This is a genomic window from Flavisolibacter tropicus, from assembly GCF_001644645.1.
In the GTDB taxonomy this organism is placed as follows: domain Bacteria; phylum Bacteroidota; class Bacteroidia; order Chitinophagales; family Chitinophagaceae; genus Flavisolibacter; species Flavisolibacter tropicus.
The window spans coordinates 2,570,496-2,596,894 of sequence record NZ_CP011390.1; the positions used below are offsets into that span (position 1 = coordinate 2,570,496).

Below are 26,399 nucleotides of genomic sequence, written 5' to 3' on the forward strand. Positions count from 1 at the left end.
AAAAGTAGAATGTGTAATGTAAGGATGATATAAAAAGGTGAACGGCAGGTATAAAGATTTTATAAAGACAAGCACAATCAATACTATCGTTTTGATTTAGGTATTGCGTGTCAGGATTGGTGTTTGGACAATCATTTTATACCAAGTGCACCAACGGCTATTGAATAAATACAGTTCTATACCCAAACCCTAGCCTTGTCACCACCAAAATTGCCACCATTTTTTTTGCTTACGTGGGCAGGAAACACTAACTCTATCGTTATACGCTTTTAATTCCTGCTCATAAGTACCATTGTCTTTATAGATGTTCCAAATGTCAACGTCCGGTCCTATTTCTATTACCCGGTCCTTATGAGTGACAACCTGAAAACCATGTTCTATGTCCCACCGACATCTGAATTGCCAGTTAATATAAGCCACTTCATCTTTACTATCCTCACTTATACTAATGGATTCAGGACCAATATAATCTTGAAAGTCAAAATCTTCCCGCTCTTCAGAGAGTTTTGGAAAGTGCGGAGCTTCCTGTTCCCAGGAGGCATATTCATCTGAAAGCAAACGTGGAAATTCCCTTTTCAACCCTTGCACAATGGAGTGCTTAATATCCTCCTGGTGTTTCATCAAATAGGTATATGCATTGATTTGTTCTGCTGAAAAATGCAGGCTCTTATCTGGGGCAATTTCACCATCCACAAATTGCACAATTCGCCCGCCAGTAATGACTCTATCTTCTCTTCCTTTGTAGGCTTCATCGTTCAAATAGTAACCATTCCAGCAGGGCAGCTCTATAAAGCCTTTTATCATGTAAAGTGGCTTTAGTTTACTTCCGATATTTTCTGCCTGCATGTTAGGTATGCTGTTCATTACATTGCTCATTTGTCTGACGAGAAATTATTTGTTAAAATATCATCATTGGTTTATACATAACGGAGTGAACATAAGGAAATATAGACAGTCTCTGATGCTGCAACTCACGTTTGATCTAAAGATAATTAGAATTGAATGGCTTTTAATATAGTCTAAGCAGGGCCTTTCCTGCATTTAATCTTCGCAAACCAGAGACTGCCAAATACCAAAGTAATTTTCGTTGACAAAATGAAACTATACGTGATTTATATTGTCTTCTAAGAAGGAACTAATCCGCTTAGCGATTCAGGATATCTACCACTTGGCATTGCCTAAGGCAATGCCGGCAAACTAGGCTTGAAGAAAGATTCTAAGCCTTCCCTGTTTGTGGGCCTTGATTGCGATTATTACTTGCTTGTTTGGATTTGATTTCTTTTAAGGAGTCTTCCGTTGGGGTGGTCAGATGAAATTTAGTAACCGCCATGCGTTGGGCGCCATAGATGCCCGTGTGTCCACTAAAATAATACGCTGTAAAGCAGGCCACGGCATAGTAAATTATATTGTTGCCCCCAAACAGTTCAACCCCCATTAAGGTACAGGCAATGGGCGTATTGGTAGCCCCGGCAAATACGGCAATAAACCCCAGCCCTGCAAAGAGATCTACAGGCGCGCCACTGATCATAGCTAATGTGTTGCCCAACGTGGCACCTATAAAAAACAGGGGTGTAACCTCTCCACCCTTAAAACCTGTATTGAGTGTAATGGCTGTTAGCAACAATTTCCAGAACCAGCTCCACGTGTCGGCGCCACCAGCCTGAAAGGCAGATACAATGCTCACGCCACCTACTGGATTGGTTACACCTAAGCCTAAGTAGTCAAAGCTGCTCAACAGGTAACTAATACCAATAACAAGTGCTGCACCTATAACAGGGATCAACCAACGGTTAGGCACATACCGGGTAGTAGCACCTTTGATCGCATGCGATAGCTCAGCGAAAACAAATCCCACTACACCAAAGGCCGCACCGGCTACAATCACTTTTACCAATAGCAGCAGGTCAAAATGAATGAAGGGAAGCCACTGTGTAGCATCACCGTTAAACAAGATGTTATAGCGGGTATGATGAATGCCATACGCGGAACAAACAATATCGGCAAGCAAGCTTGCTATAAAACAGGGCAATAGGGCATCGTACTTAATGCGGCCAATAGTAAGTACTTCTAAGGCAAAGACAGCTCCTGTTACGGGTGTACCAAATACAGCACCAAACCCAGCCGCCATACCACACATCAGCAGCATGCGCTTATCGCGACTCTTCAATCGGTACCACTTAGCAAAGAGCGAGGCCATGCTGCCACCCATTTGCACGGCCGTGCCTTCTCTTCCAGCGGACCCACCAAAGAGATGCGTAAGCACGGTAGAAAATAAGATAAAAGGTGTCATGCGGGTGGGAATACCTCCACCGGGTTTATGAATCTCCTCCAGGATCAGGTTATTCCCTGCTTCTGCATTCTTGCCAAAGGCCTTGTATAGGTAAGTGATAAAAATACCAGCCAGTGGCAGTAAAAATAACAGCCAAAGATGTGTCCAGCGGGTAGCCGTAGCCATGTCCAGCAGCCAAAGAAATAAGGCCACCAATGAGCCAACAACAATAGAAACCGGCACTACAAGTGCAGTCCAATAAAGCAGGTGACGGGCGATCTTGAAATGTTCAAAGGAGTATCGATACTTGTTCATCTACAAATAGAATAAGGTTACTATTTTGCTACTTGTAGGCGCCATTAGCTTTAGAAGAAGCGGTTGGGGCAGGAAGACACCATTTCCTGTATATAGCAAATATAACGTTTAATACCTACTTGCTCCATGTGGGTATCCCAATCGGTGTATAGTGAGGCGGTTTAGGAACTTAGCAGCATATCCTCTATCAAGACGTGGAGCGTAGAGAACCCCTGTTTATACAAAATACCATTTTTGCCAAATGGGCGAATCTATTGCCGCCTAAACTCCAACTTCCTACATCCTTCCCTAGTAAAAGCAAAACCATCTTTTGAGAACTGTAAATAATTAGCGCCCAGATACTCAAAAACAAAATCAGTATCGGTTATGCGAAACAGATCAAATGTCAATCCAGGTAAGAATTCAAACTGTAAGGCGCTATCAGTAGCCATGATCTTATAAGAGGTTTGAAGTTCTTTAGATAAGTATTCTCCTGCAAACGTTTTCCAATCCTCTTTCTTTACCACCGGCTGTATCTCATGAAGCCGCGTTGTATTATGGTAATAAGGATCTAAAACTTCTATGCTTTGCTTCTTTTGTAAATACTGAGCCGGTATAGGATCTAGATTACGTAGTGTATCACCTATTACTTGAAAGGGTGCTGCATATCCAGATGGAGCACTACTAATGGTAACGTATCCGGGGAAACGTTGAACCTTTGCCAGTTGCGGCTTTTCCTCGTTATAATAAAATTGCTCCTGAATCTTTTCGCCCGATTGATCTACTGAAGGTAATGCAGCTCTTTTGCCATCATGCACTACATCACTTACCTGGAGCAGTAGAGTAAGCAGTCCGTAATAACTGCTATTATTGGTAAGTCCGATTACCGAAACCTTAGTTTCTGGGAAGTACAAGATATCTGCCTTGAAACCTTCATCAGCCCCAAAATGCTCGTAAAGCGTACGGCCACGATACATTAGTTTTTCAAGTCCGCCTGCATAAGCAATCAACTGCCTATTACTAAGCATACCGGGCTGCATTAAGAGTTTAGCAACAGGACTCAACTGTGGTACTGTTTGAGGGTTCTGTAAAAATTGCGACCAACGTATCAAATCATTCAGTGTTGTAATGATGCTGGAGGAACCATAGGTCTTGCCTTGAAAATGATCTTCCCGGTAAGTATTGGGACCGCTTTCCCGGTAACCCTCTGCCTGCTTTTCATCATTGGGGAAAGTGGGTGACACATAAGTGCGGTTCATCCCCAGCGGTTGAAACACCTCCGCTTTCATATAATCCGGATAGGTTTTTCCAGTTAGCTTTTCAATCAGTTGCGCTAACAGCACATAGCATGAATTATTATACTCGTATTCTGTACCCGGCGTAAAGTTCAATGCCGCTGACGCCTGTAAGTAATGCATCACATTTTCATTGGTATATGTTGCAGGTGGCTTTTTAGATAATGCTGTTAACACAAAACCATCCCGCATACCACTTGTATGATGGATCAACTGATTGACTGTTATCTTTTGAAATACAGGAGGGAGTTTAGGGAAATACACTCGTATTGAATTATCCAAAACCAGTTTCTTCTGTACCGCCAGTTGATAGATGGCGGCTGCTGTAAACTGTTTGCTAACAGAAGCGATCCAGAAGGTTGTTGCTGAATCAATACTTATTCCCTTTTTAATATTAGCCATTCCATAACTCCTACTATAGTGCGCCTGACCATCCTTAATTACCGCAACAGAAATACCGGGTGCTTGTTTATTACTCCAGGAAGAAAGCAAAAAGTCTATGGAGTCTTGAATTGAGTGAATGGTTTGTGCTTTTAAAGTAGACGCAGTGAATCCGGCAAACGAGAGGGCAATCAGTAAATGGAATTTAAACGTCTTTAGAATGGTTAAAGCAGAGTTTGGTTGCACGTTGGTACTATTTAAAGCGTGAATGAAATGATAGGACTAAACATCATTTCACAGGGTGGGACAACCTACACTATTTATTCAATGCAAACCTAGTTTTCTTGCTAGCAGAAATGCTTATACATTTTCTAAAATAATTTATATTTTAAGAAGATACACCAGACTAGCGCTAGTTTGTAGCCTAGCCCTTGTTGACTAGCTTACTAGTAGAGGGCTTGTACTTTATACTCAAGATATATCCAGGATTTAATCCTGCACTCAGACTCATCTGAATATTTGCACCATTGTCAAGCTGGTACTGGATTTCCCGTGACTTACCTTTTTGAGAACTACTATCAATTATTGGTTGTTCCTGAATAGCATTTGTAATACGCTTAATAAAGTTCAAAGCGTTTTCGTGCGATTTGAAATAATACACTAGTTCAGGTTCTGCTAGTATTGGTCCTAATCTATTCACAACAAGTTGTCCTCTTCCATTTAAAGCTGACATATATGGGTGAGTTGCAATTGAAAACCTATAACCATCACTTGTATCGCCTAAACCTGACAATGGTGGATATAGAATATTGTCACCTTCAGGCTCATTGTATTTCAAAATCGGTTGCGATTGAAAATAATTCACTAGTTTTTCAAAGGACTTATCTAAATCAGCTTTGAAAAATGCAGCAGATGCAAATTCATGCAATGTTTGCTTAGAGGTATTTTTGCAGCTTACTATAAATAAGAGCAAAATGTAAAATGCAAGGCTTTTCATTTTGCGTTTAACGAATTAGTACTTTGATAAGAACCATCAATTGAAAATACTGTATTACTCACAATAGTCCAAGTACCCAGCCAAGCCCACAATACTTGCGACAGATTTAGGGCGCCACCTGATCAAATAAGCTATTGCTTTACTTCGTCTACGTTATAAATAAATTCCAATAATCAAGGCTATCATACAGATGATGGTAAGCACCACCAGAAAGGGCATAATAAACTTCACCCAAGTTTTCAGGCTAATGTTTACCATAGCCAATGAAGGAAGGATCAACCCTGTAGGTGCCAGGAAAGACATCAGGCACATGCCATACATATAAGCATTCACGATCTCTCTGCCCGGTATGTTTACCAATACTGCCAATCCCCCAATAATGGGCATGGTTAATACGGCCATACCGGAACTAGACTGTATGAAAATGGAAAACACAATATAAAACACAAGCAGCAGCAGGATAAAGAACGCCGGTTGCATACCCTGCACCAGGTTGGCAGCAAAGAACAAAATAGAGTCGCTAATGTGGCCATCATTTAAAACAATCGTCACGCCTCTGGCCACACCTACAATGAATGCTACAGACAATAAGCTCTCCGCTCCTTTAATAAACTCACGTACAAAGATCTTTTCTTTCATTTTTGTAATGACCGCCACCAGGATAGAAGAAGCCAGGAAAAGCGAACTCATTTCTGTTGTCCACCAATCCAAAAACACAACACCATATATCATGGTCAAAAAAGTGGCGATGTAGATAAACAGTAGGCCTTTTGTTTTCCACTCCAGCTTTGGTGCGGTTGCCGTAACCTCATACACTTCATAGGATGGCTTTACATCTCCATCTATTTTATAAACGAGTGATGCTTTAGGATCCTTTTTTATTTTGGCGGCATAGCGTAAAATATACCATACCAGCAATGCGGTAACCAACACCCACAGGACCAAGCGCCCGGTGAGCCCGTCCATCCAATTGATGCCTGCCGCATTAGAGGCAATGATGGTAGAGAAAGGATTAGAGAAAGCAGGCAGACAACCCAATGCCGTACCGCCGAAAATAATAGCTAAGGGAACAAGAAGATCATAACCGGCAGCCAGGAACAAGGGAACCAGTATGGGATAAAATACAAAGGCTTCTTCCGCCATACCATAAGAGGCTGCTAAAAAAGAAAAGATGATGGTGAGAATGGCTATCAACCAATGCTCTCTGCCCTTCATGGTATAGGCCAGCCAACTGACGCCTTGAACCATAGCACCCGTCTCATTGAATACATACATAAACGCACCAATGATCAGGATAAATAAAATGATGTCGATACTGTCAACAATTCCTTTTATGGGTGCCTGCAATATGCTGATGAAACCTTGACCAGTCCTTTCCTGTTTAGCAAAGGTTCCGGGTATAGATACAGGCTTACGGATATCGCCATGTATAAATTTCTGCACTTGTATTTTAATACCAAGACTATCTAATGTGCGTTGTGTAAGAGGCAGCTGTATTTCACTGGTATCTGTAACCACGGCAAAGTTCTTTCCCTGAACAGAAAGTTTACTATACTGCCCTGCGGGTAACAGCCAGGTGCATAAGGCTGCAAAAACAATCACCACCATTAATATGGTAATGGGCGCAGGGAATGACCTTTTTAATGCCATCTGTCGATTTTGATAATGAAGTTGCTTTGAAATATTTTGTTTTGCAACTCTATTTTCTTGGGTCGCGCTGTTGCCGTTAGTCGCCGGCCAACGGTTCACATGCCTAGCTGGTGTGCTAACAACAAAAAAGAGTCTTTGTTCTTACATGCCAAAGTAGAAGAATCTGATGATACTCCTGAATATATACTCATTAAATAAAGAACCGTTGGCCAGCGACCAACGGTAACGAAAGGAGGCTGTTCTTCTTTGCATAAGAACAGCCTTATTATAGAACAGATTATTAAAGACCCACTTTTTGTATGGTAGCCGCACCAGTTGTTCCTGCATTGGAAATAAACAACTCACCCTCCGGCGAAAAAGCCAAACCTTCCGCATGCGGTAAATTTGAGCGGCTATACGTGTACATCTTTTTCATTTGCCCTTTTTCATCCATCACTAACAACTTTGGATCAGAGCCTTGCAGTATATAGATATCGTTAGTTATAGGATGTATCTCTATTGCAGAAGGCAGAAAAGCATTATCCTTGCCTTTTAGGCTACAAAATATGGGATCAGCCAGGTTGATCTTTACAACAGGTTTAGCAACCAGCTTTCTGGACTTCAAATCAAATGCATAAACACCTTTGCACTGACGATTACGGGGCAAATTCCCTTTTGTAACCAGCAGCAGGCGGTCGTTCTTTTTATCATAGGTAAGGCCTTCCACATTGTTCTTCGCCGTTAGTGGTATGTCGTATTGCTTCACTACAGGCGTAGCACCTTCATAATCCTGCACCTCATAGAGGGTACCATCGCTTTGCACCACATAGGCCGACGTTCCAGCAATAGCAATACCTTCATAATTACCAGCTTTAGCAAAAGGTATCTCCTTTTCTATTTTATTGTCTGTGGTATTATAAATAAAAATAGAACCCAACCTATCCTGTATACAGGCAAACCGGTTATTGCCTAAATATTTAATTCCAGAAACTTCTTTTAATATGGCGGGCAGCTCCCATTTACTTAAGCCATTTATTGTATGACCAACATTACTAATGCCAGGTGCAGGAGAGGCTTGTGCTACATTGTTTCCCAAAAGCATCCCTATGAATAGTACTGGTATGATGAATACTTTTTTCATAACTTCTTAGGTTTACAATTACAAAATCGGAGTAGTAGGAGGCTTGTGCTACCTCATCAAATAGTTATGCTAAATAGTTCTCTTAATTCTATGCTGAACGATCATTGGTAGAATTGATCTCAGCTATGCAGTTGCCATTATCCAATACAAAATTAACGCACCTAATTTTTTTATCCTCTCCGCCTGCCCACATTTAACCCTATGTTTCAATTTTTATAACAATACAATTAGCTTTTACTTTAGACTCTTGCCTTATGTGAAGGATGAGATACAGTTATGATCCCAGCTTATGAACTGAGCTGTGAAATGTAGAGGTGAAGCCTATGGAAGACCAGTAATAAGACGCTATGCACCCTATTGCACAGTAGAAGTATACTCAGTGACAATAACCTTCTCTATTTGCGGCTAATAGAGCCTTTAAATAGAGAAGACAGCGAAGACGCTGCCATTCAAATAAAAGGCCCCAGCGAGGAGGCTGAGACCAGCGAACTATAATTTGATTAGGCTTTAGGGGAATGATTTAATCAGCTTTTATCCTCTTCAATAACCTGGTGAATTCGTTTTATTATTTGCTGCATATCACCATTTGTAATAAAAACCCCGTTTTCCGAAAAATCATATTCACCTAGAGAATTTAAACTTATCTGGGGCTTCTCAGGATGATAAGCTTGCCAGTTGGAAATCAAAGTTTTTACGCCGTTGTTAGTGTTCCTCTTGGCCTTGTGCTGCGGCTGCACCAACAACGGCGTACAATCATCCACAACGTTATAAGGATTCCTAATGCCCCACCAATTAGCAGGTAAAGACCTAACGCTCTAAGCTTTGATTGCAACTTTTTCATAAGGGTACTTATATTATTAGCAAGGTTAAATAACGTTCCGGTTAACGCTCAAATATATTCACTAATACTGGCCTTGGTATGCTATGATACTAAGACACAAGTACCCAATTGCACATAAGCCAGTCCGGCATACTTCCGCTAGAAGGGGGATTTGTTCTACTCCCTCACAATGCCCCCTGTTGCAATTGGACGACCTATTTTTCTACCCTAAACCATGTCCCATCGCCGCCTTTTCTTCGGGGCTCCTTCGGGAATTGTTCGAGACTTCTTCGAAGCTGCCCGAAGAAGTCTCGAAGAAACCTCGAACAAGCCTCGAAGCAGTCCCTATGCTGAGGCGAAAATGAGACGAAGCAGAGTACAGCCATTACTTATACTGACGCAAGTACCCATCCGCATATGAGCGATCCCTGCATACTTACGCCTATTGGAGAGGTAGGCGGGTTCTTGAGCCACACCGTACATACCTAGCTGGGTTTTATTTCTGAGAATGATAAAGGAGCAGCGAATAGCATATACACGGGAGCGTTAGCTATTTAGGTTCTACCAGTTAATTATCCTGTCCCAGTCTACACACCATCTATTGCTTTAGACACAGTGCTTGTAACCTAAAAGATATCGATCAACGCTTTGCGTATAACAACAATAACAAAAAAGGCAAACCTATTAAACCTACTTACTGAACTCCGTTTATGTTTACTTTGACAATGCTACCCGTACCGGTTTTTCCCTCGCTTGAAATCATCAACTCCCCTTCAGGAGTAAACGCTACTCCTTCAGGCTGAGGAAACTGGGTTTCATCTAGTGAGAGTAGGTTTTTCTTCTTTCCTTCCGCATCCATAATCAACAGTTTAGGCTTTGCTCCATCAGTAATGTAAATATCACCCGTCAGGGGATGAATGTCTAAATCGGAGGGTTCTATCTTTTGCTTGCTTTTAATATCTTTCCATATCTCATGGGTGAGATCAATCTTCAAAACAGGTGTTTCATTTAATTTTTTATTGGCGAGATCAAAGGCATAAATACCTTTATATTCCGAGGTGTTTGGCTCATTTCCTTTAATAGCTAATAATAACCGGTTGTTCTTTTGATCATAGCATAAGCCTTCTACATCCTGTTTGGCTGTTAGGTGGGTTTGATGTTCTACCACAGTTGGCTTATTGTTATAGTTTGCCACTTCATATAATCGCCCATCAGCACGAAGTACATAAGCTGTATTACCGGCAATGGCAATTCCTTCATAATCGCCTACTGCGGCAAATGGTATTTCTTTTTCTATGCTTTGGCTTTGTGTATTATAGATATAGATCTTTCCCTCTTCATCCTCCACGCAGGCAAAGCGGGCTGCATCAACGTAGGCAATACCGGAAATCTCTTTCAACTTGGCAGGCATATTCCACTTCTGCGCAACAGCTAAAGTAGGGTTTGCTTTTGTCCTTTGGTTTTGATCTGCAGTATTACTTTCAGCTGCACTTTGCACCTGGGGTGCCGCTGTTTTTCTAGCTACCATGGATCTTATCTCATCCTTAAATGGCACAGTGGCAAAGGCCAGCAAAGCCACTATTCCAATTACGGTAAAAGCGATCCGATCTGCTTTGGGAAGCATTGCCTGCTTTGATTCTGGACGCATAGTTCTCGTTTTAAAAAAATAAACTATAGGTTTCGTCCTAAGACCTTAGCAATATACATGCCTGTAAGAACCGTTGCCGACTACCAATTGAAATCTACTTCAGCTTTGCTATAGACTTTCAGCAAAAGGGTCATGTTAACAGTATCCTGCAGATAAAGGGTCATTTTTCATAATCCATACTGGCCCTCTTCTATCGCAATCCAATAAGTTAACACTGTATTGCAGCCTGTAAACAAACTTTCGTTTTGTTGACAGGACCTAGATCAAACTATTTCTTCAATTCCAACACCCACATGCGCATCGGTGCGATGGTTGCTTTTTGAGTAGTAACCAAGGCATCTTTACTTAATACATTTTCGGCCTTTGAAAAACCAGCGGTGCGCTCAGCATACCGGTTAAAATCAATTGTGCGCTCTTTTGTGTCCGTATTCATGACACACATAATGGTTTGTTTTTCGTTGTAACGGAAATAAACATACAAGCCATTGTCTGGCACATAATGCATATACTTACCCGTTTGTAGTGCCGAGGAAGTTTTGCGAAAGGTGCCCAGTTGCTGCACCAGCTGCTGTACAGATCGTTCATCGGCAGTGAGTCCCTGGCCTGTAAAGGCATTCTTTTGATCGCTGGGCCAGCCGCCGGGAAAGTCACTGCGCACCTTACCATCTGGATTGGTAAATCCCTTTAGCAGCACTTCCGATCCGTAATACATCTGTGGTACACCCCTACAAGTGAGCAACCACTGAAATCCCATTTTCTGTTTCTCTACATCCTCTCCTACTACGGAAAAAAAGCGGGGCTCATCGTGGTTGTCCAGCAGCAGCACATTGCGGGTAGCATCCTGGTTTAACCAATCATTACTAAGGGTATTATACAATTTATTCACGCCTTCTGTCCAACCAAAGGGCTGCGTTAAGGCGGGTATGATACCAAAGTACAGACACTGGAAATCTACAGAGCCGGGCAGGTTGCTTTTGAAGGGAAGGTTGAACACATTGGTATTGAAATACGCCTGGTTGGGCGTACCGAATACCCTTGTTTCTCCAAACAAGGTAATGTTTGGGTATTCATCCATAATGGCTTTGTTGCAGCGGTTAGAGAACTCCAGGTCGCTATAAGTGTAGGTGTCAATGCGAACGCCGTCAATGCCAAACTCCTGTATATACCATACCAGGTTTTGAATAATATAGTTGGCCATGTAAGGGTTTTGCTGGTTAATGTCCGGCATGATATTATCAAACCAGCCATCACTCATTCTCTTACGATCGGATGGAGCGGCATACGGATCAAAAAGCGTTTGTTCCTTATAGGTAGTTTGGGTATAGGTGGGCCAACGGTGCATCCAATCTTTGGCAGGTGGGTCTTGCTCCAAAAAATGCTCCAGGCCTATATGGTTGTATACCGCATCCATGATTAGCTTCATACCATTCTTATGCAGCACATCGCTCAGTTCTTTGTACTTAGTAGCACTACCAAAGCGGGGATCAATCTTATAATGATTAGTAATAGCATAGCCATGTTCTGTACGCTCTGGCCGGTCGTTTTCCATAACAGGCAACAACCAAAGCGCTGTTACACCCATACTTTTAAAATAATCGATATGGTTGATAATGCCCTGAAAGTCGCCCCCATGTCGGAGATACATAGAGTCGCGGTTCAGCGACTGATCCCGCATGCTCGCCACACGGTCGTTAGAGGGATTCCCGTTGCTAAAACGATCGGTCAGCATCAGGTTAACAAAATCGGCCGATGTAACACCCTGCGCATAGCTGGTGCCTTTGCCTTTGCGTTGTTCCTGTAGCGGCCATTGAAGCGTTTCCGGCGCGCCCTGCCCGGTAAGCTGGAAAGGTATCATACCAGGCTTGGTACCGGGTGCAATGACAACATCTACCGCCAGGTAACGCGGGTTCTCAAAACGATGCGTTTTAAGAACAGAAACACCGGGGTAGCGGGTGGTGAGTTGTTTGCCTTCAAACGACTGACTGGTGCTGCGCAACAGTAATTGCAGCTTGTTCATCTTCATGCCTGTCCACCAATTGGTAGGGTAAATATCAATGGACTGCCCCAGAACAGCGGGTGCCATAGCGGCAAGGAAAAGAACCAGCAGGAATGTACACTTCTTCATATAGCTTATGGTTGTACAGGCAAATTAGATGGCCGGCAGCAGGCCTGCAATTACTGTATACAAACAACCGCTTTTCCGGTACAAACAGCAGCCTGGCAGGACAAAAAGGATACACGCCGGTTATTCACCATTTGTATGTAGTACATTCACCTGCAAGAAGACAAAGCAAGCTGCTTATTATTCCATGATCAGTATATCCACCATAACCAAAAAAGAAGAGCGCCAACTGCTTGTACTATACTGGATAGGCTACCTGGTACTCTTTAGTTTTATACAAGGCTTTGCTGCACATGACATCAGTACAGCGTTTTACAATGAAGTGTTTAGTCTGCCGCCAAAGCTTGTATTTGTTTGGTTGGTAACAGGCCCTTTAATGAACCGCTGGTTCTTTGCCAAACGCTTTGGCATTTTCTTTCTTTTCTATGCCATGTTATTGGTCGTTTTTGCCATACTTCTCCGGCTGGTTGACAACTATATAATCCTAACCTATTTTCTTACCCATTGGAGCAAACAAGCCTTACTAAGCACTTCCCCGCTGGTCTACAACTTAGTAAAGCTACAGTTCGTTGTTACCATACCGTTTTGCTTCAGGCTCTTTCAATATTGGACAAGAGAAGAGCAGCGGGCACAGGCCATTCAATCTGAAAAACTGCAGGCCGAACTTCATGCCCTGCAAAGCCAGTTTCATCCGCATTTTATGTTCAATGTGCTGAACAGCCTTTATGCAAAGATTCTCACTAAATCAGATGATGCCGCCGATATGCTATTGCGCATTTCGTCCTTACTCCGGTTTACCGTATATGAAGCCAATGGCAAAACCATTCAGCTGGAGCAAGAGCTCAATTACCTGCGGCACTATATAGCCTTGCAGGAGTTGCGGTTTGGCAGCCGGGTGGAGGTTTGTTTTACCGTAACGGGTAATACGGCAGGCAAAATGATTGAACCCTTCCTAATTCTACCCTTTATAGAAAACGCTTTTAAATATTGTTTGAATAATGAAGAGGAAGAAGGCTGGATAACGATCTATGTTTTTGTGAATGAAGAACAGTTGTCTATACAGGTAGAAAATAGTCTGTCAAAAACAGAGAAAGCAGACAATACTGAGGACCAACAGGGATTTGGCATTGCTCATGTACAGAAGCGATTGGAGTTGTTGTATCCCGGCAATTATTCACTGAAGCTCACACCCGGTAAAGAAAGCTTTTTTGTGTCATTAAAATTGCCCCTGCATGCTGCCTGCTAAGATCAATTGCCTGGTATTGGAGGATGAAAAGCCAGCGCAGGATATCATGCTGCTGCATATTCAACGCATTCCCTCCTTGTCGTTGCGTGCAGTGGCTGGAAGTGCAGCACAGGCATTGGACTACTTACATACAGGAAACATTGATCTGTTGTTTGCCGATATCAACCTTCCCGGTATATCGGGATTGCAGCTGGCACAGTCGTTGCCGGCTACCACAGGTGTTATCTTCACCACTGCCTATGAGCAATATGCGGTAAAGGGCTTTGAGTTGAATGCAGTGGACTACCTGGTAAAGCCGATAGCTTTTGAACGGATTGAAAAAGCAGTAAATCGCTACTTTCAGCATTTCCACAAACAGCCGGCAATAGTAGCAAGAGAAGGACAGACAGCACAACGTTCCTTTCTATTTATTCGCTGCGAGCGTAAGATGATGAAGCTCCATCTAGATGAAATACTTTACCTGGAAGCACAACGCAATTACCTGATTATTCAAACAAAGGAAGGTGTACACAAAACCTATCAATCCATTTCTGAGATAGAAGACAAATTACCTGCTGGTCATTTTCTGCGCGTGCACCGCTCCTTTATTGTTTCAGTAGACCAGGTAACCGCTATTACCGCCAGTCAGATCCTTATTCAACAGCACACGATACCAATTGGAAGATTGTACCGCAAGGAGGTGGTGGATGCTATACATCAATTGAAAAAGGACTCTCTATAATTCTTCAGCACCCGGTGAGGATCTAAATACAAAAAGCCTACTTGTTGTAGGCTTTGACTTAAACAATTTACTTATTGGCAATAATGAATTAGACCGCTGGCAATAAAATTTTAAACGTTGTTCCTTCACCTGGTTTACTTTCTGCCCACACATATCCATTATGGTTTTCTGCCACCTTTCTTACAATAGAGAGGCCAACACCGGTTCCTTTGTATTCAGCCATACCATGCAGGCGGGTAAAGACATTGAATATGCGTTCAGCATCGGCTTGCTCAAAACCAATCCCATTATCACGCACTTCAATTAAATGATACGCTTTACTTTCTTCTTCTTCAGACAGGTGTAAGGCCGTATCGCTTCCTTTTATACGTGTAGATGAAAGCTTAATTACTGGCGTGCTATCTGACTTGCTGTATTTCAGCGAATTGCCAATGAGGTTTTCAAATAACTGTTGCAGCTGCAGCCTATTTCCTTTTATAACAGGCAAAGCATCAATTATTATTTTGGCATCCTTTTCTTCAATACTCAATTCCAGATCTTCCAATACCATTGGCAATGTTTTATTAAGATCTACCACCTCTTCATGACTTACGCCTCGTGAAATATGGGAATACATCAGCAGATCATCAATGAGGATGCCCATTCTCTTAGCTCCCGTTTCCAGGCGATCAAAATAGCGCAGGTCTTCATCCTGTAGCTTTTCTGCAAGCCGCTCTCTTAACCGTTCCGTAAAAAAATGGATCTTCCGGATAGGTTCTTTCAGGTCATGAGAAGCTGCATAAGTAAATTGCTCCAATTCTTCATTTTTCCGGCTCAGTTCAAGAGTTCGTTCCTTTACCTTATGCTCCAGCTCTGCATTGGCCTTTGAAAGAAATTGCTCAGCTTTCCTTTTTTCAGTAACATCTAAAGTAAAGCAGCGGGTATGCACAAAATTCCCATCTTCCCAAAGAACATTTGAGTTGATAACTACATTCCGGATTGTACCATCCTTACAGCGCAGCAACGCTTCATATTGGTTTAGTGTTTCATTTCGGGAAAGACGTGTAAGAATATCATCAATGATTGGTCGGTCTGCATGAAATTCAGCAATATGATGACCAATATATTCTTCTTCCGTATAGCCTAACAATTGCAGCTCTGCTTTATTAGCCCAAACAATAATACCATTACTGTCTACCCAATGCAGGCCTACAGTAGCATTATCAAAATAATCCTGGAGCTCTTTGGCTTTTTTCTGTAGCTCAACCTCCATTTCTCTTTTCTCTGTTATGTCGCTTACTAAAACCATTAAGCCCCCAACTATTCCATCATTGTCAATGTCTGGTATGTATTTAAGCTGCACATAACGTATTCCTTTTTTATAAGGAACTTCTGCTTCAAAATCTAACGCATTGCCGGCTAGTGCTGACTGTATTTTATCTTTAAGGATTTCAATGGCAGCTGCTCCCATCACCTCGGCAAAGGGTTTCCCAATAATATCTTTCTGTGCTAATTCAAGCCAGCCCTCACAAGCCTTGTTGGCATATTGATAACACAGCTCATTATCAATATAATAAGTAGGAATGGGTGATATATCTACAAGACGGTTTCTAATATCTTCCTGGGACTTAGATAACAGAATAGCTTCCGTTATTGGATTTCGCGTTTGCATGGTTAGAGTAATAAGAGATATAAGGGTTATAGATAAAATTACGTATGATACCTCTACCTTTTCAAAAGAATCTTTTGGCTGGCAATGTCTTGGAATAACAAAGGAACATTATTCTTGATCTGGGCGCTGCTACAAAAAAAGGCTTCAAAATGAGCAGCATGATACAGCTCTGCTATTGGGAAAGTAGTAGGTTCGTAAGTCATACAGGGTTAGCAAAGGTAGACTTATAAACGTCTCTATAAGGCAGTATAGTGGGGTTTTGTGGTTTCTTTGACTTAATAAAGCAGGCTATTGCTGAACATTAATACTATTCCACTCTCTTTGCTTTTTTCAAGTTTTCTTACCCACAAGGCATGTGGGAAAAAGCCTCTGCCATTGCAGCACAGAGTCCACAACCTCAGCAACATAGGCAGAAACAAGGCTTAGGCGGAAAGGTAAAAAAGAACTGTTAATCTTGACACCTAGAACCGTTGGTTAGACCACCAACGGCAACGGCAGGTTATAGGTATATAGCACACCTTCCCTATTTTGATCCTAATTATTTTTTAGGCAGTTTCTTTACATTAACTGCATTCCATCCTCTATCGCCTTTTTCCACTTCATAAGTCACTTTATCATTTTCATTTAGCGGCTCCAACATTTGACTCATGTGTACAAAAATGCGTTCACCGGTTTGCGCATCATTTATAAATCCAAAGCCTTTCCCTGTATTAAAGAAGCTCAGCACTCCTTGTCTAAGAAGATCTTCTTCCTGGGGCTCATATTTAGGAACACCAATTTGGATGTCTTCCAGGTTGTACACTTTTCTCATTTTGGGATCTGGTGGCGTAGAAGTAATGTTTCCATTTTCATCTATATAAGCCATCATATCATCCAATGATTTGGTTTTACCGGCATTTGCCTTACGCTCTTCCATTTTCTCTTTCTTTTCCTGGCGTTGTTTCAGGCGTTTCTTTTCTTTCTCTTTTTTATTGAAGGTTTCTTTTGATTTAGCCATATATAAGATTTAGGTTAAGAATGACATATTTTACTATAGAAAAAACATGCCGTAGTTTAAAAATATGTTTTAATTGCTGAACTATGAGGCGTTAAAAAGCCCTGCATTACAGGGTTTTTCAATAATCTACCATCTGCTTTTCCTGTAACCTCCGCCCTTAAAATTGCGGAAGGGAATATTACCGGCAGGTTGATCTCCTATTGGTGTTGCTACCATCGGTTTAATGGAGCGTTCCACAAAGGTACCATTTTTCCCGCTCTTCAATGGCTTTTATGCAGCAGAGCCGTTTACCATTTCTACAAAACCCAAGCCCACCCTCACTTTCAGGCGAGCTTCAGGCTCTAGCTTTGGCCAGGTCCATACACAAAAACGCCGGAATACGAGTATTCCGGCGTTTGAGATTGTTTTAACCTTAAACAAATATTATTTAGGATTCAAGGTTTGATCAATACGTTGAGCAATATCCATCAGGTGGTATTTGCTCACTTTGTCGTTTGTTCTATTAATTGCAGAACGCACTTCGGCTAACAATTCTGTTAAGTGCCCTCTTGCAATAGATGGAACATCTGTATTTTTTGTATTGATAACCGGTACAGGTGAAGCACTCGGTGTAGCTGCCGCGTCTGTTGGCAATAAAGCAATCACTCTTTCTACATAAGCCTTTTGCAGATTTCTGCGGTACATATCGGTGGCACTGCCTGTACGTAATTCGCTGAAAATACCAGCTTTCAGATCAGCAATCAACTCCAATGCGCTGTAGTTAGTACTACCAAAGCGCTCTGATGCTTCAATCATTCTGGCTAGTCTTGACGCAGATAAAACACTGCTTAATACGTTTGTCTGAAGCGTATTAACATTGTTATTTACAGGTTCTGCAATCTTATTCAGAATGTTTTTATCCAGCAACCAGCTAGGGGTAGTAAATACTTGCCCTTGCAACCAGTTTACTGCTTCTCTTTGTTTTGCTTTTGGTGTTGGCGCATACACATCACCGGCTTGCTCAATGCTCTTGTACGTTTGCTCTACACCGCCAATATTTCTGGCAACGTGGTTGGCATAACGGTTAAACTGGCTTAGCACGGCACCATACATTTCACTTAGGTTCTCAAATCGATCACCTTCTTCTTTAGTCCACTCAGGTAGATTCTTTACAACGTACTTTAAGTTTTTAACACCATAGTCGCTTGCTTTCATGGCGTTATCACTTAAGTCTTCTGTTTGTGCACGAGGGTCATTACCGCGGCCTTCACCACCAAACCATAGTTTTGGATTCTTGCTCAAGCGGTCAATGATCAACTTATTGCTTTCTTTTCTGTCTTCTTCTTCGCTTTTATCTGTCCAGCGGTAACCCCATTCAATAGCCCACATATCATACTCACCGATTCTTGGATACAGACCTTTGCGGCTAATATTATCACCAGGTTGTGCTACATAGTTAAAACGGGCGTAGTCCATAATAGAAACGGTATGACCATTCTTTTCAACCCATTCTTTGTCGCGTAACTTTTCAACAGGAGTAAAGCTGCTGCTACCCATGTTATGGCGTAAGCCCAGCGTATGTCCTACCTCGTGAGAAGAAACAAAACGAACCAGGTCTCCCATTAACTGGTCATCGAATACCATTTTACGAGCACCTGGGTCCACAGCTGCAGCCTGGATAAAGTACCAGTTTTGCAGAAGCTTCATTACGTTATGATACCATCCGATATGGCTTTCGAAGATCTCACCACTTCTTGGATCGTGAACGTTTGGACCATAAGCATTAGAAATATCACTAGCCAAATAACGGATAGCAGAATAGTTAGCAGCCTCCAAGCTCATGGTGCTGTCTTTAGGCCATTCCTTACCAATGATGGCATTTTTAAAACCAGCTTTTTCAAAAGCTACCTGCCAGTCGTTGATACCAGCAATCAAATAAGGCTTCCATTTGTCCGGAGTAGCCGGATCAATGTAATAAATGATTGGCTTTTTAGGTTCTACTAATTCACCACGTTTGTATTTTTCAACATCTTCTGGTTTAGGTTCCAGTCTCCAACGAGCGATGAAAGTTTCAGTGCTCGCTCTTTGAGCTGTATCCGCAAACTCAGAGATCTGGTCGGCAAAGAACCCTACACGAGGATCAAAAGCACGACGCTTCATAGGTACATCTGGAAGACGTATAAAAGAGGTATTTGTTTCAATGGTCACCACACCCGCAGTTCTTGCCGCCGGTAAGCTGGCAGGTCCGGCGGCAGGTTGTCCAAAGCCACCAGAAGAGGGAACTGACGTGAAGGTTTTTGAAGTGCGGATCTCAGTATTATCGTTAAAAGAGCGAATGGTTTCGATATAAGAGCGGTCCGAAGCAATACTAGCCAAACCAAACTGGCGCTTTGTATTGGCAGAAAGTGACACCACCTGGTTATCGCCTTTAAAGAAATCCGTAACATCGATAACTACGCCTGTAGTATCTCTATTAAAGGCCTTAATATCAAAAGCCGCAACGATAGGATCTACGTTAGAATTACGCACGGCCTGGTAGATAGGTTTTGTGCTATCTGGAGAAGCCACTACGTTTAATACAGTACGTAAGAACACTTTGTTTTCTGGCCCCTTTTCAAAACGTAAAACGTTTTCATTGGCCTGTTCACCACCATAAACGCCAGCGCCTGGTGTCATACGCACGTAACGGGTAACCGTTAAGAAGTCCTTATTCATTAAGGCGTTGGGAATTTCAAAATAGTATTTGTCATCTTGAAAATGCACAACAATCAGTCCTTTCTCTGTACGCAACTTAGAGCGGTCGAAAAAAGAAGCAAATGATTTTGGACCTGATTTTGGAGCGACAGCCCCTGGTGTTCCTGTTCCGGGAGTTCCATTTGTACCTCCTGTTCCATTGGTGCCAGCCGGAGGCATGGGTCTGACGGCAGTTGTACTTGGTGTAGTAGTTTGCTTATTGTTTAGAGTGGCGCAGCCAGTAACCACCATAGCAGCTGCAGCCCCCATAATAAGCGAGATCCTTTTTCCCATCGATTCTCATTGAATTTTAAGTGTGATAAAACGTTGACGTTATCTAAAAGGGTAACAAGTTATTCATTTTAAGTATATGAAAGTCAACACTAATTGTATACACTTAATTAACCAACTGTTTCAAACAGTTGATAATCTTCCAAATCCCTACTTTGACAAGATGGTGTTAGAAGCGAAACAAGGAAGAAGGGCTCTGATCCTAACAGGATCTCGAGAGCGAAGGTTTAGACCTAATCCTTTGAGAAAAGTATCATTGACCAGACTGTCAACGGCAACGATAGGCCGATCTATTTTAAAGATGCTGATGTGTCCGTTTAGTTTTTCGTTTTAAGATTCAATTCAAAAATGCCTCCTACAGCCTCACCAATGATGTGGACATAATACTTACCATCAGGCAGTGAAGTCAAATCAATAATAGGATATCCATCTTCTTCAATATAATTATCGATGATTGGCTTTATTGGCTCATCGCGAACAACTTCCATTTGTTTTGGGTAAGAGGAATCAAAAAGCTGCATTTGCATATTTCTTGTACTTATCAGAAAACGAACAGTTGTTTTAGCCTCTTTGCTTTGTCTTTTTACTTCAATGGGTAGACAGTTTCCCTGTCCCGTTTCGCAAGCAGCCAACTGTTCCAATTGCACTTCAGAGGCAGGCTTTGCACCAGTTTTAAGTTGTGCACCCGGCGCAGATGGAGTGGGTTTACAAGAAGTAAAGAATAGGATTAATCCAAGGATATATACAGAAGCTTTCATAAAGTAACACACAATGGGACAGATTTTGCTGCCACAAGTGGCATTCTATGTTCTGTTGTTTAGTTAAAGATAAGAGTTGAAGCTATATATAATCAGGGCACTTTCCGATACGGCCATTAAGGAACTGCATTTCCCGCATAGTTATTATTGAATAGTAACCAACAAAGACTCTATTCAATGTCTTCGGTTATTTATCATGAAAGAACAGCTGCCTTTAAAACTACTGTAGCAAAATTCAAATCGGATTCTAAAGCATCTAATTCTTCTTTCATTTTCTTTTTAAACTCAACGGGCTCCTCTACCATCTTTGTCAGAAGAGTTCTGTAATATTCCATTCCTTTAAACAGATTGCCCTTAAAAGAAGAAAAATATTTTGCCTGCTTTTCATTCATTGAGATTACATTTTTATCGATCTCCTTTCTCAGGTAATCAACATACATTTTAAATTCATTGATAAACATGTGTGGCCGATACAATGAATTTAAAATAGTAGTACGTCCGTAAATGTGCCCAACCATTTCTTCTAAAGAGAACACTTTGGAAAAATAGGCCAGGTTGGGGCCTGGACATATAGTAACAGCTACCAGCTTATGAGGGTCGGGAATATTGTTCGTTAAGAGTGCAGATGAAGCAAGGCCTTCGCACAAACAGTCTTTTTCCGTGATCTCATTGCTTCGCTCCGCCCTCTGCTCCTCAGACAAATCAGGATCGGCCAGTACAGCTTTTAATTTTTTATGTTGGTATTCCCTTGATGCCGTGCAAATAGGTTGTTCGGTAAACTCAGTATTAAAAGCAAGGAGTTTCTTGTAACAAGGGCTTCCCGGCCTGTTTTTTTGGATCCGTTCTTTCCGTTGTTCTTCAGAAGAACTTTTTCTGAAGTTGTTAAAGGGAACCCCAAGTGGTGAGGCATGGCTCAAAAAATAATCAGCCTGTTTTGCATGGGCAAGCTGTTGCAAGGTTGCCTCATCCACGTTTGTAGCTTCAGGCACCAGTAAAAATGGGCTACCCCACCCGGTGCTGTCTATATTGTAATATTCTCTTAGAAATTTATCCTCGCGGCTAGTTCCAATTCCCCCTTGTACTGTGATCTGAATTTCGGAGTTTTCTGAAAGCCTTAGACGGTTTTTCTGGCTTAAAGCCTGATTGCATATTTGAGTTAGCTCTCTTGCCAACTCTTGTTTTTTAATTTTGAATTCTTCCAGTATTGGTCCAAGTAGGTAACCCTCTGTAGGAAACGCATGGCCGCCACAATTTAAACCGGACTCGATACGAAATTCGGAAACCCATAATCCCTTTTTCGCTAAAAATTTTCCCTGGATAATGGCCGAACGATAGTCACTTACTTTAAGAATTATTTTCTTTCTGATGATCCCGTTCGCATCGGGAAAAAAATCTGGAAAGTTTTCAAGGAACGCGAACAAGCGGGGATTTAAACCAGCAGAAAAAACAACAGATGAATTAAGTGTACTGTTAGCAAACCCACGAAGTGCAGATGTAGCATCGGAATACTCTACAGGAAGAAGCTGGCCATCTTTTGCATAATTCAGGTTATCCACCTTGGTCATAATGTTTACATTAATGGCGCCTGTAACAATCTTTCCTCTTAGTTGTATTTGAGCAACATCTTTCTCCGCCCCCTGCATCTTGGTCATTTCAACATAGAGGCCCTTTAGAGGAGAATCTTCCGGAAGCAGTTTAAAGTATTTTACGATATCGTTTCCTTCCTCAAAAGGTTCATTTTTCATGTCTTCTACTTGCTTATCTACAATTCGCTGCATTAAATCGAGATAGGCTGTTACTCGCTTTGCCCTATGATCTACGTCCTCAATCGGAATAGGAGTGTATTCCTCACCAGACTGCTTACAATAAAACTCCCGCATCTGTTCAATCAAATCGACCTGTATAATTGATACTACAGATGATATTCCGAAACGGGCAACTTTTATAGGAGAATCAATGGTAAAGCCCAACCCCATAACAGGAATATGAAATGTATGCCCGGATGCGTTTTTCATAGATAATAGCATATAGAAGGTCAACTAAAAATTTAGCACTCGTTATTTGCGTTCAAAAGTATTGGAAGAATAATACCTGAAAATATGACACTAGTCATAGTTGCAGTTCTTATCAAAGCGTATCACTGAGTATAATGATATCCATTCTTCCAACTTTTCTTTATAAGATCCTGCCTTTTCAATTTGGAACCACCATCACAAGAAAAAGAGCTATTAAAAGCAGCTAAATACTTTCTACCTTATTGAAAAGCGAAGAAAGGCAACAAAGAGAATAGTGCATTACTTTCAGATGTAGCACTTGCCCACCTTTATTTAGCGAGGCCTTCGGGGCAACAGGCAGAGGAGATGTTCAAAATAGCGGTGTCCCTTTTTCTTTAGATCATACTCCTTAGCATAACTCTAAGCGCTGCATTCAGCTTTAACTGAGGTACTACCTTCTGATTTATTGCTAGGCTGTGTTTTTGTAGCAATAAAATTATTTCTGGTCGCTACTTTTTGTGTGTTTGTCTCATCTACAAGGCACACTACTTAACAATATCTCGGCTTTACTTACAAAGGGGATTTTTTTACTAATTATTTCATGAAAAGGATTATGCTGCTTATCGCTATTTCAGACTTATCATGTTCGACCAACGTCTAACTACTATCAGGTGCAGACTCTTTTATTAACGTTCAGCCAATTAGTGATAATCACTGAACGCATTATAATAAATACGCAGTTCCGCAACAATGGTTATAAAAAGAATAGTGATGCGCATTTTTCAACACTATACTGAGAATAGCTTAACATTATGTAGAATTCCTTATGTCTAGCAAATTTTACAGTTCTGTTATGCCCAAGCGTTTAATCATCTTACTACTCCTGATTTTAAGTTTTCAATCTGTCTTCAGTCAACAGCTGGACTCTCTATTAGCCATTCAACAAAAAGCAGACCCCCAGGAAAAAATATATATTCATTTTGACAAGGGATATTACAATCCCGGTGAAACCATTTGGTTTAAAGCTTATCTTTTTTCGGGTATTTATCCAACGGAGGTAAGTAAAACCTTTTATACTGAATTGCTAGATGAAACGGGTAAGATTCTATATCAGAAAACAGCACCTATATCTTTTGCTAGTGCAGTTGGCAGCTTTGATATTGATTCCAACTTTTCGAAGCCTGTTATTTATTTTAGGTCCTATACCCTTTCGATGTTGAATAGCGATACCAACTTTATCTATACAAAAGCGATTCGCATTCTTTCAACAAAAGAATCAGTAACAAAGCTAAAATCTTCAGTCACTAAAACCAGGCTTAGCTTTTTACCCGAAGGTGGTGACATGGTTGCAGGATTACCCTCTACCGTTGCTTTTATTTCAACCAACGATGAAGAACTCCCTATAAAGATAATCGGTCAGGTATTGGATAATCAGAGGAAGAAGGTTGCTGAATTAAAAACACTCCATGATGGAATGGGAAAGTTTGTTCTTACCCCGGAAGCAGGTAAAACATATACTGCTACCTGGCAAGATGAATTGGGGAAAAGCTATTCTACTGCATTACCCATTGCCAGCTCCCAAGGAGTAATTCTAAAAATAAATGATGAAGAAGCAAACAAACGCTTTACCCTTTATCGTACAGACCAGGCACCAGAGGAAATGAAGCAGTTACATGTTATCGCTTATATGAACCAAGAGATAGCATTCAGGGCGGATGTAAATTTGGCAAACAAACTTACTGCCACCGGAATATTTCCAACGAATACCTTACCCTCAGGCATTTTACGAGTTACCGTTTTTGACAACAATTTCAAAGCAGTTCTTGAGCGTATAACATTTGTAGACAATGATGATTATGAGTTTGACGGTGATGTTTACATGGTGCAGAAAGATTTAAAGAAACGTGGCCTAAACAAGGTAGAAATCCTAATTTCTGATACCATACCCTCTAATATCTCGCTGTCAATAACAGATGCGGATCTACAAGAGTTTAACCCTTTGGAGGATAACATTGTAAGTCACCTGCTCTTAACCGGTGAGTTACGGGGTAAAATTGTAAATCCTTATTACTACTTCTTCATCAACAATGACAGTACTTCCTTTTACCTGGATCTGGTAATGTTAACGCACGGCTGGCGCCGTTACAATTGGGACAATGTATTTGCAGGAAAAACAGTTCCACTACAATGGAAAGAAAATAATTACCTGGCTCTTAATGGACAAATTTCTGGTTTACCACCCAATAGTATTGGACCAGACCTGCAACTAAGTGGCATTTTGAGAACATCAGATTCAGCAAATAACTTTATTGTGCTGCCAGTAGATCGTAAAGGAAAAGTATTTTCGGATGGTCTTATTTTTTACGACAAAGCCAAGCTTTTCTTCAACTTTAATACACAGAAGTTGATTTTTGATAAAAGTATGCTGGTTTTAGATAATGGTTTACGTAAGAATAATACAAAGGCCTGGTTAGATTCAAACCTCAAAAAGAGTTTACCCCAATTAAATGCGGCTGTTGTAACAAGCAATAACCAGGTAAACAAAAAAGCGTTACAAATGCGACAGCAGGTTAAATCCATAACGCTGGAAAACGTAACGGTGCAAGCAAAGACCAAAACATCCAAAGAAAAAATGGACGAAAAATATACAAGTGGCTTATTTTCTGGTGATGCCTATAGTTTCGATTTATTAAATGATCCCTTTGCTTCAAGTGCATCTGATATTTTTCAATACTTACAAGGCAAAGTAGCAGGTCTACAAATTTCAACTGGAGGGAACGGACCCTCACTAAGCTGGCGGGGTGGCACACCCGCTCTTTACCTGAATGAAATGCAGGCAGATGCAAGTTTGCTTTCAGCAACACCCGTAAGCGATATTGCCTACATTAAGATATTCAGGCCCGGTGAAAGTATTGTATCGGGAGGTGGTGGCGGAGTAATAGCCATTTATACACGGAAGGGCGGCGATGTTAAACCTGACCCCAATACCAAAGGCCTAAATTATGTACAGGTAATGGGCTATTCCGCAGTAAAAGAATTTTATTCGCCGAATTATGCAACTGTTGCAGAAAAAGATGTAGAGGACGTACGCACAACTCTTTATTGGAATCCCTCCATTTATTTAGACAAAACCAAACGGCGTATCCGGTTCCAATTTTATAACAATGACATAACCAAACGCTTTCGCCTGGTTATGGAAGGGATTAATGCAGCTGGCAAGCTGATACATGTAACAAAGGAGGTGATTAGTGCCTCTAATGAACCCTTAAAATAATCATACAACCTTTGTGTGGGTGCTGGCAAGAAAACAACCACCACCCTTTTCAAAGTACCTATGCAAGGAATAAGTAGTGTCGCAAGAAGTTGCCCGATTTGAGACGATAATTTTTTAAGTGATCCTATGTCTATTCATTCACCCATAATACACGAATAA

The 26,399-nt window shown here is 41.4% G+C and carries 16 protein-coding genes and 1 riboswitch; of the genes, 3 read left to right on the forward strand and 13 right to left on the reverse strand.

The window, feature by feature from the left end; genetic code table 11:
* Window positions 1-198 precede the first annotated feature (198 nt).
* The 8 genes from SY85_RS10735 to SY85_RS10775 form a co-directional block, all read right to left on the reverse strand.
* Entirely contained in the window at window positions 199-864 is a 666-nt protein-coding gene (locus SY85_RS10735; RefSeq protein WP_148661160.1) for a DUF6985 domain-containing protein, read from the reverse strand.
* A 352-nt stretch (window positions 865-1,216) separates the two neighbouring features.
* The gene (locus SY85_RS10740) at window positions 1,217-2,584 is read right to left on the reverse strand and encodes a voltage-gated chloride channel family protein (protein ID WP_066404342.1); all 1,368 of its coding nucleotides are present in this window, start codon (window positions 2,582-2,584) and stop codon (window positions 1,217-1,219) included.
* Window positions 2,585-2,612: 28 nt separating this feature from the next.
* Window positions 2,613-2,680, reverse strand: a riboswitch (Fluoride riboswitch).
* A 155-nt stretch (window positions 2,681-2,835) separates the two neighbouring features.
* A complete protein-coding gene (locus tag SY85_RS10745; protein WP_066404345.1) occupies window positions 2,836-4,485 on the reverse strand; it encodes a serine hydrolase domain-containing protein in 1,650 nt (549 codons plus the stop codon).
* 178 nt (window positions 4,486-4,663) lie between these two features.
* Complete coding sequence (locus SY85_RS10750; RefSeq protein WP_066404350.1) at window positions 4,664-5,236, reverse strand: hypothetical protein; 573 nt, start codon at window positions 5,234-5,236, stop codon at window positions 4,664-4,666.
* A gap of 153 nt (window positions 5,237-5,389) precedes the next feature.
* Window positions 5,390-6,886, reverse strand: coding sequence for a YfcC family protein (locus tag SY85_RS10755; protein WP_066404352.1), 1,497 nt, complete (start codon window positions 6,884-6,886; stop codon window positions 5,390-5,392).
* 280 nt (window positions 6,887-7,166) lie between these two features.
* Window positions 7,167-8,006, reverse strand: coding sequence for an SdiA-regulated domain-containing protein (locus SY85_RS10760; RefSeq protein ID WP_066404353.1), 840 nt, complete (start codon window positions 8,004-8,006; stop codon window positions 7,167-7,169).
* A gap of 1,514 nt (window positions 8,007-9,520) precedes the next feature.
* Window positions 9,521-10,474, reverse strand: coding sequence for an SdiA-regulated domain-containing protein (locus SY85_RS10770; protein ID WP_066404357.1), 954 nt, complete (start codon window positions 10,472-10,474; stop codon window positions 9,521-9,523).
* A gap of 268 nt (window positions 10,475-10,742) precedes the next feature.
* Window positions 10,743-12,599, reverse strand: a complete 1,857-nt coding sequence (locus SY85_RS10775; protein ID WP_066404359.1) for an alpha-amylase family glycosyl hydrolase — start codon at window positions 12,597-12,599, stop codon at window positions 10,743-10,745.
* Window positions 12,600-12,783: 184 nt separating this feature from the next.
* On the opposite strand from SY85_RS10775, the gene SY85_RS10780 reads away from it, so the two are divergent.
* Both SY85_RS10780 and SY85_RS10785 read left to right on the forward strand, forming a co-directional pair.
* Window positions 12,784-13,842 carry a sensor histidine kinase gene (locus SY85_RS10780; RefSeq protein WP_158512962.1) on the forward strand — a complete coding sequence of 353 codons (1,059 nt, stop codon included), beginning with the start codon at window positions 12,784-12,786 and terminating at the stop codon, window positions 13,840-13,842.
* Window positions 13,829-14,563 carry a LytR/AlgR family response regulator transcription factor gene (locus SY85_RS10785; RefSeq protein WP_066404361.1) on the forward strand — a complete coding sequence of 245 codons (735 nt, stop codon included), beginning with the start codon at window positions 13,829-13,831 and terminating at the stop codon, window positions 14,561-14,563. The genes SY85_RS10780 and SY85_RS10785 overlap by 14 nt, the downstream gene beginning before the upstream one ends.
* Before the next feature lie 88 nt (window positions 14,564-14,651).
* On the opposite strand, the gene SY85_RS10790 is transcribed toward SY85_RS10785, so the two are convergent.
* The 5 genes from SY85_RS10790 to SY85_RS10810 all read right to left on the reverse strand — a co-directional run bounded on the left by SY85_RS10790 (window position 14,652) and on the right by SY85_RS10810 (window position 22,987).
* On the reverse strand, window positions 14,652-16,214 hold the full coding sequence (locus tag SY85_RS10790) for a sensor histidine kinase (RefSeq protein ID WP_066404362.1): 1,563 nt from the start codon (window positions 16,212-16,214) through the stop codon (window positions 14,652-14,654).
* 538 nt (window positions 16,215-16,752) lie between these two features.
* Window positions 16,753-17,211 (reverse strand): cold-shock protein, encoded by a 459-nt coding sequence (locus SY85_RS10795; protein ID WP_066404363.1) that lies wholly within the window; start codon window positions 17,209-17,211, stop codon window positions 16,753-16,755.
* A gap of 423 nt (window positions 17,212-17,634) precedes the next feature.
* Window positions 17,635-20,217, reverse strand: coding sequence for a zinc-dependent metalloprotease (locus tag SY85_RS10800; protein ID WP_066404365.1), 2,583 nt, complete (start codon window positions 20,215-20,217; stop codon window positions 17,635-17,637).
* Window positions 20,218-20,531: 314 nt separating this feature from the next.
* Window positions 20,532-20,972, reverse strand: a complete 441-nt coding sequence (locus tag SY85_RS10805; RefSeq protein WP_066404366.1) for a hypothetical protein — start codon at window positions 20,970-20,972, stop codon at window positions 20,532-20,534.
* Window positions 20,973-21,166: 194 nt separating this feature from the next.
* Window positions 21,167-22,987 carry a hypothetical protein gene (locus SY85_RS10810; RefSeq protein ID WP_066409605.1) on the reverse strand — a complete coding sequence of 607 codons (1,821 nt, stop codon included), beginning with the start codon at window positions 22,985-22,987 and terminating at the stop codon, window positions 21,167-21,169.
* Window positions 22,988-23,819: 832 nt separating this feature from the next.
* Between SY85_RS10810 and SY85_RS10815 the strand changes: the two genes are divergently transcribed.
* Window positions 23,820-26,240: a hypothetical protein gene (locus tag SY85_RS10815; RefSeq protein WP_148661161.1), complete on the forward strand. Its 2,421-nt coding sequence runs from the start codon at window positions 23,820-23,822 to the stop codon at window positions 26,238-26,240.
* Window positions 26,241-26,399 lie beyond the last annotated feature (159 nt).